Consider the following 12,798-nt stretch of genomic DNA (forward strand, 5'->3'; position numbering starts at 1 on the left):
TAAGATACAAATTAACGACTTTTTTAGAATTTTTTAAGTATTTAGGAGTATTCAGGAGGTAAATCGGGTATGTATAAGAAGGGAAGAGATAATAACACCATAGGAAAATATTTATACATACATGTGGTGAAATGAATGGATAGGGGGTTGGTAGTAAGAAGCTTAAATTGCTATAATTTTAGTTATCGGTGCGCCACAATAAAGCGAAAACAAGTGTGTATCCGGAATAAAAACAACGTAGTATGTTAAAGAGAGGGAGATTAACGAATGAAAAGACTGAATATTGCGATTTTTTCTGTTTTACTTTTTTTATTATTGGCAGCTTGTGGATCAGAAGAGGGTAGTACAAGCACTGGTTCAGGAGAAGCAGCAGCAGGTGGAGACTATAATCTGATAAAGGATGGCAAGCTTACATTTGCTGCTTCAGGAGAGTTTAAGCCGTTTAGTTACATGGAAGGCAGTGAGATGATTGGTTACGATATCGCAGTTGGGGAAGCAATTGCTGAAAAACTGGGATTAGAACCGGTACAGCAAAAGGCTAAATTCTCGGGTATTGTTACAGGTGTAAATGAGGGGCGTTACGATATTGCGGTAGCTAGTCATACCATTACGGACGAGCGGAAAGAGCAGGTTCATTTCACTGAACCCTATTATTACTCAGGTCCGGTTATTTACACACGTCCTGACAGTGATATAACTTCGGTAGATGACCTTAATGACAAGGAAATATCTGTATCAAGAGGCTCTTCTTATGTATCTATAGCGGAAGATTATACGAATAATATTCCTCAAGTTGACAGTGATGTAGTAGCACTACAGTCATTAGCAAGTGGCCATCATGATGCTGTCATTACTGATGATATAACAGGTATCACGGCGATCGAAAATGGGCTGGAAATTGAAAATCGTGGCCAACTTGGTGTTAGTAATCAAGCAATTGCCGTTAACAAAGAAAATGAAGAGTTGCTTAAAGCAATTGATGAAGCACTTCAAGATATGAAAGACAGCGGGGAACTGGCAGAGCTAGCTGAAGAGTGGATCGGTGAAGATATTACAGAAGAACCAGAAACAGTGGAATAAAGAGAAAATGTGCGCATACTGTGCGCACATTTGCAGCGAATAAGGAGATGAATGTTGTTGTCGCCACTTTTAGAATTTTACGATATATTCGTAGGAAGTTTTGATTTATTTTTAGAAGGATTATGGATTACCTTCAAATTATCAATCGCTTCACTATTAATTGCATTTGTGATTGGTTTATTTATTGCTATCTTAAAAATTTCGAACATTAAAATCTTACAATGGATTGCAGATGCGTATATCTGGATTGTACGTGGTACGCCATTGGTAGTTCAAATCTTTATTTTGTTTTACGGACTAACAGATATATTTTTAATACCAATGTTCTGGGCGGGCGTCGCAGGTTTGGCATTTCATAGTGGTGCATATATTGCTGAGATCATTCGTGGGACAATCCAGTCAATTGATAAGGGCCAGCGGGAAGCAGGTCGCTCTCTAGGTATGACAAGTGGTATGACTATGCGGAGAATCATTTTACCGCAAGCGTTTCGCAGAGCAGTCCCCTCCTTGGGGAATCAATTCATTATTGGCATAAAGGATTCTTCACTTGTTTCCTTTATCGGAATGCAGGATTTATTTGGTGTGGCAAGTTCAATGGGGTCAAATACGTTTAACTATTTACCATATTTCATTACGGTTGCCATCTACTACCTTTTCATTGTTTTAATTCTTACATTAATAGTAAATAAAATTGAGAAGAAATTAGCACAGAGTGATTGATTCAGGAGGTCAACGATGAGTGAAGTAAGAGAGATGATTCGAGTAGATAAGCTTAATAAATCCTTTGGGGATTTACATGTACTGAAGGACATAGATATGACAGTTAAAGAAAGTGATGTTGTCGTTTTAGTTGGGGCTAGTGGCTCAGGTAAGAGTACATTATTGCGCTGCTTAAATTTCCTCGAAATCAAAAACAGTGGGACTATAACGATTGAGTCAGAGAAAGTTGAGAAAGAAACTCACAATTTAAACAAGATTAGAGAAAAAGTTGGAATGGTATTTCAACATTTTAACTTATTTCCTCATAAAACGGTTCTCGGTAATGTTATAGAAGCACCTATACAGGTGAAAGGGCTTAGTCGACAGCAGGCAGAAAAGGAAGGGAAAGAAATGCTGGATAAAGTTGGCCTAGGAGACAAATATAATGTTTACCCGTCAACATTGTCTGGCGGCCAAAAGCAACGTGTTGCGATTGCTCGTGCGCTTGCCATGAAACCTGATGTAATGTTGTTTGATGAACCAACTTCTGCACTAGATCCTGAGTTAGTAGGAGAAGTACTGGCTACCATGAAAGAGTTAGCGGTGGAAGGAATGACAATGGTCGTCGTAACACATGAAATGGGCTTTGCCCGGGAAGTTGGAGATTGGGTGGTATACATGCATGATGGTAAAATTGTGGAAACTGGCAAACCATCTGATTTATTTGATCATCCACAAGAGGAGCGGACAAAAGCATTTTTAAGCTCAATCTTATAAGGGAGTTAAAAAAGGGGAAATCAGCTAACAAGGCTGATTTCCCTTATTTCCTTTTCATAAGTAAATACAATCCAATTACAATTAATACAACCGGCCAAAACTGCTCCAGTGTATCAATCACCAGATAGAACCAATCAAACCAAGGGGGAAGTGAAACCGAGAATATAAGCAGGATAGAAAGGGCAGTAAGAATGACACCTGGGAAAAGCCCTTGTTTCACTTTTGTACGTCTGACAAGGAAGGCAATGCCGATAATTAGAAGGTATACAGCCCAATGATCTATCCAAAAATCATAATGCTGAATGCCGTGTAAATGAATGCCGATGCCAAGTAAAATGGTACCACTGAATAGATTATGATAGCTTTTGGAAGTATAACTATGTATAAGAAGAGCTAAACCGATAATAATGATAATGGTCTGCCAAGAATAGAAATCGGTTATAATCGGAAGTTTTAATTGTCTCAGTAAGAAAAAGATACCGATTCCTATTAGTATATATGCTGGAAGTGCGTTTTGTTTTTTCACTATCTCACAAACCTTTCCTTATATAGGTTGATTCCTTGCCTATTCATTCTTATTTATGATACAGTACATTCGTACTAATTCATATACGTTATATCCTAACACATTGTTTCAGAATCTGTTCACATTTCTCTACGATGTGACTGGATACACATGTTATAATATAGTTAATATGTCTAAAGCCATGGCACGAAAATGGACTGGCTTGAAAGTTTTTTGGGGGTAGATGTGATGCATATACTGAAGGTTGGGTTTAACTACAAAACAGCCCCAGTCGAAATTAGGGAAAACCTTACTTTTTCTGAGGATGCACTCTCAGATGCAATGGTAAAGTTAAATGAACAAAAGAGTGTATTGGAAAATGTTATTGTTTCCACTTGTAATCGTACGGAAATATACGCTGTAGTGGATCAAGTCCATACAGGACGTTATTATATTAAAAAATTTATGACTGACTGGTTTGATATTGATAAAGCAGAACTTTCCACCTATTTGCGAATTGCTGAGGACGATGCTGCTATTGAACAGTTATTCCGTGTCACAACTGGTCTCGATTCCATGGTCGTTGGGGAGACGCAAATCCTTGGTCAGGTAAAGCATGCCTTTTTAACTTCCCAAGAGGGCGATACAACGGGAACCGTTTTAAATGAGTTGTTTAAGCAAGCGATCACATTTGGGAAACGCGCACAGAAAGATACAGCTATAGGACAAAACGCTGTATCAGTTAGTTATGCTGCAGTCGAGCTTGCTAAGAAGATATGTGGTGATTTGCAGAACAAGCATGTAGCAATTCTTGGTGCTGGAAAAATGGGTGAGCTTGCTGCTAAAAACCTGCAAGGTTCTGGAGCAACGGAAATTACGGTATTAAATAGGACATTGGAAAAAGCAGAATTGCTTGCAGAAAAATTTGCAGCAAAAGCTATTCCATTAAATGGGTTATCAGATGTCCTGCTTGATGCTGATATCTTGATTACGTCAACAGGTTCCGATGATGTAGTAATGACTAAGAGTATGCTTGCTCCGATCCAGAAAAAACGCAAAGGCAGTCCGCTATTTTTAGTGGACATTGCGGTCCCAAGAGATTTGGATCCTGCGATAAGTGAATTGGACAATGTATTCTTATATGATATAGATGATTTACAGCATATTGTGGATGAAAACCTTGCATCAAGGAAGGCTGCAGCAGAGCAGATCGAGATAATGATTGAAGGGGAAATTGTTACTTTTAAAGAATGGTTAAAAACACTTGGAGTGGTACCTATTATTTCCGCGCTACGCCAAAAAGCTCTTTCTATTCAAGCTGAAACGGTACAAAGTATTGAGCGGAAGATCCCGGACTTAACAGAAAGGGAGAAAAAAGTAATTAACAAACATACCAAAAGCATCATTAATCAGCTTTTAAAGCAGCCAGTTACACAAGCAAAAGAAATGGCTGGCAGCGGCAAATCAAAAGAATCATTGGATCTGTTTGTAGAGATATTTGGAATAGAGGATGAGTTACAGGAAGAACTTGCGAAACAGGTAAAAAAAAATAGTACTTCCAACAAAATAAATAAGAACGAAGTATCCTTTCCAATGCTGGACAGTATGACAACCATTTGATGAAAGGATTTTCAGATGATGTTTGAGCTGAAATGGGTTTATGAATTCATTTTAATTATTTATGGACTAAGTTTGATTGGGTACTTTATTGATTTCATTCAGAACAACCGGAAGGCAAATAAAACAGCTTTCTGGTTGCTTTGTATGGTATGGGTTATTCAAACGTTATTCTTGCTGTTTGAAGTCATTTCAGATCATAATTTACCAATTTTTACGTTTACAGATAGCCTTTTCTTTTATTCCTGGGTTCTCCTCACATTATCACTTATCGTTAATGCATTATTTGCGATTCATTTTATTTTGTTTTTCATTAATTTATTTAGTTTCTTTATTCTATTACTCTATATTTCCACAAAAGCCCAGGAAAGTTTCACAACAGGTGGAGTGCGAATAGTAAATGAGATGCTGGCGGCCCATATTTCCTTGGCTATTTTATCTTACGGCTTCTTTACGCTTTCCTTTTTTTGCTCACTTATGTATATTGTGCAATATCGAATACTAAAGGAGAAGAAAGGTCTAAAATGGATATGGCGTCTAGGTGATTTAAAAATGCTGGACCGGTACGCGCTACTCGCCATTACGATAGGAGTTCCTTTGTTATTAATTGCCATCATACTAGGCGTTGTGTGGGCCTATGTGTCCAACTCAGAGTTTTATTGGTTTGATCTGAAAACAGCGGGATCCATTCTTGTATTGCTCGTCTATATCGTGTATCTATTATTGCGGGTAGGCCGTGGATATAATGGGAAGCGCATTGCAATATATAATTCTGCAGCATTTCTGATGTTATTGGTAAACTTCTTTTTATTTAGTTTACTTTCAAATTTTCACTTTTAAGGTTCATATAGGAGGATATTTATGCGAAAAATTGTAGTCGGTTCAAGGAAAAGTAATCTAGCCCTTACTCAAACAAACTGGGTAATTGAACAATTAAAGAAAGCGGGCGTACAGAATGAGTTTGAAGTAAAAAAAATAGTAACGAAGGGCGATCGAATTCTCGATGTTACGCTATCTAAGGTTGGAGGAAAAGGGCTATTTGTAAAAGAAATCGAGCAGGCAATGTACGACAAAGAAATTGACTTTGCAGTACATAGTATGAAAGATATGCCATCAAGCATGCCAGAGGGGCTGACGATCTCTTCTATACCAGTTCGTGAAGATCACCGTGATGCCTTTATTTCAAAAGGAAACGTTGCTTTAAAGGATCTTCCAGAAGGGGCGACCATCGGTACAAGTAGTTTAAGACGATCGGCACAAATGCTAGCTGAACGTCCTGACGTAACAATTAAATGGATACGTGGGAATATTGAAACACGAATTCGTAAGTTGCAGGAAGAGGATTATGATGCCATTATTCTGGCTGTTTCCGGCTTGAAGAGGGTGGGCTTGAGTGAAGAACTCATTACAGAATACCTTGAACCGGAAGTATGTGTACCAGCTGTAGGACAAGGGGCACTTGCAATAGAAAGTCGAGAAGATGATCAAGAGCTGCATACACTTCTAGATCTAATTAATGATCAATATACAACAAGGACGGTAACAGCAGAAAGAACTTTCCTTCATTTATTAGAAGGTGGTTGCCAGGTTCCAATTGGCGGATATGCTTATTTGGATAAGGACGAGATAATACTGACAGCATTGGTAGGAACACCAGACGGTACAACCATCTTGAAAGAGGTTGTACGAGGCACAGACCCTTATAAAGTTGGGGAAGAAGCTGCACGTCTACTTGCCGACCAAGGGGCTAAAGAAATAGTGGAGAGGGTAAAAGAGGAGCTGGACAGCTAATGTCTTTTTCCCTTAAGCAAAAAAACATTTTGGTTACAAGGGGAGCAGAACAGGCGGATCTCTTTGCTGATAAAATTACCCAATACGGGGGGAATCCAGTGGTCGTTCCTCTGTTAGAAATCGTGTGTAAAGAATCAAATTTTACTTGGGAAGTATTGAGAAATCTATCCCAATATGACTGGATTTTGTTTACAAGTGCTAATGGAGTCGATTGTTTTTTTGAGTTAAGGAAAAAGCTAGAGAACGCTTCTGCTTGTATTTCCTCCAAAATTGCGACAGTAGGGGAAAAAACAAGTAGTACTCTGAAGCGATATGGGTATGAGGAAACCTTTACACCAAAAACATATAATGCGGACTCAATGGCGAGCGATTTTCTAAAGAGATTTCCTGATCCTGGGAAATTGTTACTGATTCGGGGCAATCGATCCAGGAAGGTGTTACCTGAGAAATTTCGCCAAGCTGGGTTGGATTTTGATATGCTGGAGGTATATGATACACATTTCAGTTATAAAAGAAGACCACAGCTCATCGAAGCAGTAAGTGAGAAAAAGTTAGACTATGTTAGCTTTACTAGCCCGTCAACCGTTGAAGCTTTTTGTGAAATGGTGGAGATTATTCCATATAACATCCCCTGTGTATGTATAGGGAGCACAACGAGCAAAAGGGCAAGCGAGCTTGGGTTTCAATATATTTTAACACCAAATAAATTCACTATTGATGGAATGATAAAAAGCATACATGATCACATTTCAAGGAAGGGATAGATAATATGTCAAATACATCTGAGTTCAAACGACATCGCAGGCTACGTAGTTCTGCTTCCATGCGTTCATTAGTAAGGGAGACAAAATTGAGCACCGATGATTTTATATACCCTTTATTTATATTAGAAGGAACAAATATTAAAAACGAGGTTCCTTCTATGCCTGGAGTTTTTCAGGTAACCCTGGATCGTTTAGAAGAAGAACTTACAGAGATTTATGATTTAGGAATTAAAGCAATTATGCTGTTTGGTGTACCGAACGAAAAGGATGAAGAAGGAACAGGCGCATTTATTGCTGATGGAATTGTACAACAAGCTACGAGAAAGGTTAAAGAAGCCTATCCGGAAATACTCGTTGTTGCAGATACATGTCTCTGTGAATACACGTCACATGGCCATTGCGGTCTAATTCATAATCATGATGTTGATAACGATGCTTCCCTTCCACTGTTAGCGAAAACAGCTGTCTCACAGGCTGAAGCAGGTGCAGATATCATTGCACCATCTAACATGATGGATGGTTTTGTTGCCGTTATTCGTAAAGCATTAGATGAGGCTGGGTATACAAATATTCCGATCATGTCTTATGCTGTAAAATATTCATCCGCTTTTTATGGTCCATTCCGTGATGCTGCGGACAGTACACCGCAATTTGGGGACCGTAAAACGTATCAAATGGACCCTGCAAACCGCCAGGAAGCATTAAGAGAAGCTGAGTCGGATATTGCAGAGGGTGCAGACTTTTTAATTGTAAAACCCGCCCTTTCTTATTTGGATATTGTACGTGATGTGAAAAATTATACGAATTTACCTGTCGTAGCATATAATGTGAGCGGCGAGTATTCCATGGTCAAAGCTGCTGCCTTAAATGGCTGGATTAACGAAAAAGAACTTGTGATGGAGAAATTGACTTCTATGAAGCGTGCAGGTGCAGATTTAATTATCACATACTTTGCAAAAGATGTAGCAAAATGGTTGAATGAAAAGTAAGAGCGACCTGCAGGTCAGGAAAAATTTCGGATAGAGGTGATTGTCATTATGCTTAATTTAACAAATTCACAGGATGCGTACAAAGAAGCAGTTGATCTTATGCCAGGAGGAGTAAATTCTCCTGTACGTGCTTTTAAATCAGTTGGTATGTCACCAGTGTTTATGCAATCAGGAAAAGGTTCCAAGATTTTTGATATCGATGGAAATGAGTACATTGACTACGTGCTTAGCTGGGGCCCCCTAATTCTCGGTCATGCCGATGAGCGGGTAGTTGGGAAGCTAAAAGAAGTAGTTGAAAACGGGACAAGCTTTGGTGCACCAACTATACTAGAAAATAAGTTGGCTCAACTGGTGATTGACCGTGTACCGTCTATCGAAATGGTAAGAATGGTTAATTCTGGTACAGAGGCTACTATGAGCGCGTTAAGACTCGCTAGAGGATATACTGGAAGAGATAAGATACTTAAGTTTGAAGGAAATTATCATGGCCATGGTGATTCCTTGCTTATAAAAGCCGGTTCTGGTGTAGCTACCTTGGGTCTACCGGATAGTCCAGGGGTGCCAAAGGGAATAGCGGAAAATACGATCACAGTACCTTATAATGATATGGAAAGTGTTCGCTATGCATTTGAACGTTTCGGTGAAGATATTGCAGCAGTTATTGTTGAGCCAGTTTCTGGAAACATGGGGGTTGTTCCTCCACAAGAAACGTTCTTAGAGGATTTACGTTCTATAACTGAAGAAAATGGTTCCCTGCTTATCTTTGATGAAGTAATGACAGGTTTTCGTGTTGGTTTTCATTGTGCTCAAGGGCATTTTGGGGTCACGCCAGATTTAACCTGTCTCGGAAAAGTGATAGGTGGCGGCCTTCCAGTAGGAGCATATGGTGGAAAGCGTGAAATCATGGAGAAAGTCGCTCCAACCGGGACTATTTATCAAGCAGGTACCTTATCAGGTAATCCACTTGCAATGACGGCAGGGCTTGAGACACTGAGTGCGTTAGATGAATCATCCTACGAGCAAATTAACAAAAAGGTAGATCGCTTAATAGAAGGCTTTAAAAATGCTGCAAGAGAGCATGAGATCCCACTCCAAATTAATAGGGCGGGATCTATGGTTGGTGTATTCTTTACAGAAAAAGATGTTATAAATTATGAAACAGCCCAATCTGCAAACTTAGATTATTTTGCTCAATATTACAGGGCCATGATGGAGCAGGGTGTTTTCCTTCCACCTTCTCAGTTTGAAGGATTATTCCTTTCCACCTCACACACTGATGAGGATATTGAAAGAACGATTAAGGCTGTTAATCATGCATTTGCATCAATAAAAAAGTAGTAAGTTTAACTAGATATAAAATATCTTACAGGCTATGCCAATTGGTTATTCGAATTCTCTCTAGAATTCGAAACCTCTTGGCTTTTTTGTTGTCTAAGAAACGTTAAAGAAAAGGTTTTAAATAAGTTTAAAAATGGATGGACAAGAAAGTTTGTGTTCTCTCTATAAAAACATGATAGACTACTGTACAGTAAGTGGTTGGCATGGACTCCCGAGCATTCTAATTTGTGTTATTTATTATAGTGGTTCTAAGCTTTTTTTCCTGGAAAAATCGGAATCAGGTAAATGAAGCATATCCCTAAATCATTGTTCATATAGATGAATAAGACATATAAACATATGGAATATGTTGAAGGGAGGAAGCTAGGTGTCAAATGATCGCGCAGTTTTTAGCTTTGAATTGAATGAAGTTCTTTCATTTGAAAGAGGGCAAGAAGTAGCAGAAATGAAAGGCATCTCGTTAGAACCTGATATTTCGATCCAGCCTTTTAATGAATATATTTCCATAAGGGGAGTTATTGAATTAAAAGGTGAATATCAGAAGGTTGCTTTACAAAAAGAGGATACGATTGAATTAGAAGACTATCAAGCAAAACGTTTTGTGGAAAAAGTTGAGGAACTAACGGATGGTAGAGTGGAATTTACACACCGCTTTCCTGTTGAAATTTCTGTTCCTACCTATCGTGTAAACAACCTTGACGATGTTTCAGTCTATATTGATTCCTTCGATTATGAGATTCCGGATGATAGTAGTCTCAAGTTATATTCTACTATAGAGATATACGGAATTAGTGAAATGAAGGAAGCACCTAGAAGTAAAGAAACTGACACATATGAAGTAGAAGAGGTTAGCTCACAGGAAGAATCAAGTGATGATACTGAAAAATCAGATTCAGTGTTTATGAACCATGAAGAGCAGGAACAGAGGGAAGAACCATTTCTAGAAGATGTAGAAGATACGCAGGAAGAAGAAGCAAGTCTTGAATTGGAACGAGAAGAGTTGGATTTTCAGTTTGAGTTTAAAGAAAAGGGAGAGACATCATCAGAAGAAGTAAAGTCTACTCCGTTTACTCCTCCTGAAATTCCAGAGCTTAATCAAGCGATAGAAGAAGAAAAAGAGGAAGATAGATGGAAATACAAAGAGACCAAGTCCTTTAGTGAATTTTTTAACAAGCCTACAACTGAAGAAGAAAGTAGTAGTGAAAATGATGCGGATCTAATGGAAACGGAAGAAGTTGGTGAAACAGATACTGAAGAATCCACAGTAGAATACGAAGCAAATGAAAATTCAGACAGTCGCGAAGATCCTGTTTCGGATGTTAGTTACCTATCAGACATGTTCCGTGGCAACGAAGAGGAACAGTATACCAAGATGCGTCTTTGCATTGTTCAGGAAAAGGATACAATTGAATCGATTGCAGAGAGGTATCAAATTACAACACTTCAGCTTATTAAGCAAAATCACCTTGATGATGCTTATGAAGTATCGGAAGGGCAACTTCTATACATTCCAAGAAAAAGATAAAGCTACATCACTGCCCCTTGACTAACAAACAAGGGGTAGTACTTTTTACATGTATTTTAACCTCTAAAAAGTTTTGTTTAGGGATTTAATTACAGACGAATCTTAATGTCTAAATATACAACAAAACGCTCCTTCGCTAAAGAAGGGCGGAAGCACTATTCCTAAGGTGGTGAAATAGGTTGGAAATCGAAAAAATATTGAAGTTGTATTCTGTATATCCTTTAACAGTAGAAAACATTACAACACATCTATGGAAAATATATGATGGAAATCGCTCCTATGCGCTTAAAGAAAGTAAGCTGTCTTCGGGCGCGATAGCAAATTGGGAAAGAGCCCTTAAACTGGCAGATTACCATCAACTATCTTCTTTTTTGCCAGTATATATGACAAGAAATGGGCAGTTATATCAAGAGCATCTCGGTAAATATTATTATTTGATGCCATGGATTGAACAAGATAGCAACAGAGGTGATTCACGAAACCTGGCAGATTTTTATAGTAGTATTGGTTTGGTGCATGCCAAAACGAAACAATCTAAACAAATTGATAAAGACACTTTTATACGAGAATTCGGTACATACGAGCAGGCTTGTGAAACGCTGTTTAATGAACTAAACAGAACGGTTGCCCGTTTTGAACAATCACACTATATGTCACCTTTAGAGCTCATGGTGTGCACGCAATTCCGTGATATGGAGTTGGTGTTTCAGAATCTGACGAAGCGTTTGAAACAACTCGTATATGTGTCTGATGATGAACAATTAACTTGGAATACTAGCATGTGTCACGGTCAATTAAACAGAGATCACTTGTTGTATCATCACCATACACAGTTTATAAATTGGGAGCAAGCACGTTATGAAAATGCCACGATGGATCTAGTACACTTCTTTCGTGCAGAAACACTTGACTACGATGCCCCAACTTCTGCTTACACAGAGCAATTTGATTCTTACATAAAGGAAAATAAACTATCTGAAAAGGAATTACAGCTTTTGACAATTCATTTATTACACCCATTTTCCTATTGTCGACTAATTCAGGAATATGTTGAAAATGCTTCAAGCCAATCGATGATCGTAACGACTCGACAACTACAGCGAGCATACAGACAGTTGACCTTTGGTCTGGAATGGTCTGATTATGTGGAAAAACAGTATGAGACAATCACATTTGATGACCTAGAAGGTTAAATCCACTCTAAATAAAAGGCAATAAAAACACCAACTATTAAACCAAGTAAAAAGACATCCAATGTTGTAGGGAAAAATAATGTTCGGACTAATTGAAAAAGCAAGATAGGCAGAGTCACTTTTTCAGCTACAATTAAACAATTTCTTGCCCAAGGGGGTAGTTTGTAGCGATAATAACGAGCCAATATGATCATCTCCTTTCTATTCCTTCACTTTTTACGTATGTTTTAATATACTATGTATAAACATAGGGTATTTGTGCAACCATGCTAAATAATAGTTGACGTAAAAACAGCTTAACTATAAAATGTATCTAGATATTATAAAAGGCAATGATGGAGAAGAGTACGGAATGAACTGTCTAAAGAGAGGGAAATACTTGGTGAAAGTTTCCCGGCTGAGCTTATTCTGGAAGGTCGCTCCTGATGCTGCATCTTTGAACACGATGTGTTAGTAGAAGAATGCCGGTTACAAACCGTTATCAATTAATGAAGTGTACAGGTCTGTCTGCGAGTGGCCT

At 38.4% G+C, this 12,798-nt stretch carries 13 protein-coding genes and 1 other annotated feature (1 of these 14 running past the window's edge); of the genes, 11 read left to right on the plus strand and 2 right to left on the minus strand.

The features are described 5' to 3' along the window. The first annotated feature begins 267 nt into the window (after positions 1-267). The 3 genes from BN985_RS09900 to BN985_RS09910 are packed head-to-tail and all read left to right on the plus strand — an operon-like array spanning position 268 to position 2,556. Positions 268-1,080 carry a transporter substrate-binding domain-containing protein gene (locus tag BN985_RS09900; protein ID WP_042223312.1) on the plus strand — a complete coding sequence of 271 codons (813 nt, stop codon included), beginning with the start codon at positions 268-270 and terminating at the stop codon, positions 1,078-1,080. 51 nt (positions 1,081-1,131) lie between these two features. Further along, positions 1,132-1,800, plus strand: coding sequence for an amino acid ABC transporter permease (locus BN985_RS09905; protein ID WP_042223313.1), 669 nt, complete (start codon positions 1,132-1,134; stop codon positions 1,798-1,800). 15 nt (positions 1,801-1,815) lie between these two features. After that, complete coding sequence (locus BN985_RS09910) at positions 1,816-2,556, plus strand: amino acid ABC transporter ATP-binding protein (RefSeq protein WP_042223314.1); 741 nt, start codon at positions 1,816-1,818, stop codon at positions 2,554-2,556. Positions 2,557-2,599: 43 nt separating this feature from the next. On the opposite strand, the gene BN985_RS09915 is transcribed toward BN985_RS09910, so the two are convergent. Further along, positions 2,600-3,082, minus strand: a complete 483-nt coding sequence (locus tag BN985_RS09915) for a LiaI-LiaF-like domain-containing protein (RefSeq protein ID WP_042223315.1) — start codon at positions 3,080-3,082, stop codon at positions 2,600-2,602. A gap of 228 nt (positions 3,083-3,310) precedes the next feature. On the opposite strand from BN985_RS09915, the gene hemA reads away from it, so the two are divergent. From hemA to BN985_RS09955, 8 genes are all read left to right on the plus strand, one after another. After that, complete coding sequence (hemA, locus tag BN985_RS09920; RefSeq protein WP_042223316.1) at positions 3,311-4,681, plus strand: glutamyl-tRNA reductase; 1,371 nt, start codon at positions 3,311-3,313, stop codon at positions 4,679-4,681. Positions 4,682-4,699: 18 nt separating this feature from the next. Beyond that, positions 4,700-5,518 (plus strand): cytochrome C assembly family protein, encoded by an 819-nt coding sequence (locus tag BN985_RS09925; RefSeq protein ID WP_042223317.1) that lies wholly within the window; start codon positions 4,700-4,702, stop codon positions 5,516-5,518. Positions 5,519-5,539: 21 nt separating this feature from the next. After that, positions 5,540-6,469 carry a hydroxymethylbilane synthase gene (gene hemC / locus BN985_RS09930; RefSeq protein WP_042223318.1) on the plus strand — a complete coding sequence of 310 codons (930 nt, stop codon included), beginning with the start codon at positions 5,540-5,542 and terminating at the stop codon, positions 6,467-6,469. Then, a complete protein-coding gene (locus BN985_RS09935) occupies positions 6,469-7,233 on the plus strand; it encodes a uroporphyrinogen-III synthase (protein WP_042223319.1) in 765 nt (254 codons plus the stop codon). Before hemC ends, BN985_RS09935 begins: the two co-directional genes overlap by 1 nt. 5 nt (positions 7,234-7,238) lie before the next feature. After that, entirely contained in the window at positions 7,239-8,222 is a 984-nt protein-coding gene (gene hemB / locus BN985_RS09940) for a porphobilinogen synthase (RefSeq protein WP_042223320.1), read from the plus strand. Between the two features lie 48 nt (positions 8,223-8,270). Beyond that, entirely contained in the window at positions 8,271-9,560 is a 1,290-nt protein-coding gene (gene hemL, locus BN985_RS09945; protein WP_042223321.1) for a glutamate-1-semialdehyde 2,1-aminomutase, read from the plus strand. A gap of 367 nt (positions 9,561-9,927) precedes the next feature. After that, positions 9,928-11,085 (plus strand): stage VI sporulation protein D, encoded by a 1,158-nt coding sequence (gene spoVID / locus BN985_RS09950; RefSeq protein ID WP_042223322.1) that lies wholly within the window; start codon positions 9,928-9,930, stop codon positions 11,083-11,085. 179 nt (positions 11,086-11,264) lie between these two features. Further along, positions 11,265-12,278: a phosphotransferase gene (locus tag BN985_RS09955; RefSeq protein ID WP_042223323.1), complete on the plus strand. Its 1,014-nt coding sequence runs from the start codon at positions 11,265-11,267 to the stop codon at positions 12,276-12,278. On the opposite strand, the gene BN985_RS09960 is transcribed toward BN985_RS09955, so the two are convergent. Then, entirely contained in the window at positions 12,275-12,463 is a 189-nt protein-coding gene (locus BN985_RS09960) for a hypothetical protein (protein WP_042223324.1), read from the minus strand. The two genes, BN985_RS09955 and BN985_RS09960, sit on opposite strands and share 4 nt — an antisense overlap. Positions 12,464-12,601: 138 nt before the next feature. Further along, positions 12,602-12,798: a binding site (T-box leader), on the plus strand; it runs 47 nt beyond the window's last position.

It is taken from the genome of Oceanobacillus manasiensis, from assembly GCF_000724085.1.
In the GTDB taxonomy this organism is placed as follows: Bacteria; Bacillota; Bacilli; order Bacillales; family Amphibacillaceae; genus Oceanobacillus_B; species Oceanobacillus_B manasiensis.

Bases quoted from the DNA above. Each gene is read 5' to 3' on its own strand.
- BN985_RS09900 (WP_042223312.1), top strand. From the start codon at position 268: ATGAAAAGACTGAATATTGCGATTTTTTCTGTTTTACTTTTTTTATTA.
- BN985_RS09905 (WP_042223313.1), top strand. From the start codon at position 1,132: ATGTTGTTGTCGCCACTTTTAGAATTTTACGATATATTCGTAGGAAGT.
- BN985_RS09910 (WP_042223314.1), top strand. From the start codon at position 1,816: ATGAGTGAAGTAAGAGAGATGATTCGAGTAGATAAGCTTAATAAATCC.
- hemA (WP_042223316.1), top strand. From the start codon at position 3,311: ATGCATATACTGAAGGTTGGGTTTAACTACAAAACAGCCCCAGTCGAA.
- BN985_RS09925 (WP_042223317.1), top strand. From the start codon at position 4,700: ATGTTTGAGCTGAAATGGGTTTATGAATTCATTTTAATTATTTATGGA.
- hemC (WP_042223318.1), top strand. From the start codon at position 5,540: ATGCGAAAAATTGTAGTCGGTTCAAGGAAAAGTAATCTAGCCCTTACT.
- BN985_RS09935 (WP_042223319.1), top strand. From the start codon at position 6,469: ATGTCTTTTTCCCTTAAGCAAAAAAACATTTTGGTTACAAGGGGAGCA.
- hemB (WP_042223320.1), top strand. From the start codon at position 7,239: ATGTCAAATACATCTGAGTTCAAACGACATCGCAGGCTACGTAGTTCT.
- hemL (WP_042223321.1), top strand. From the start codon at position 8,271: ATGCTTAATTTAACAAATTCACAGGATGCGTACAAAGAAGCAGTTGAT.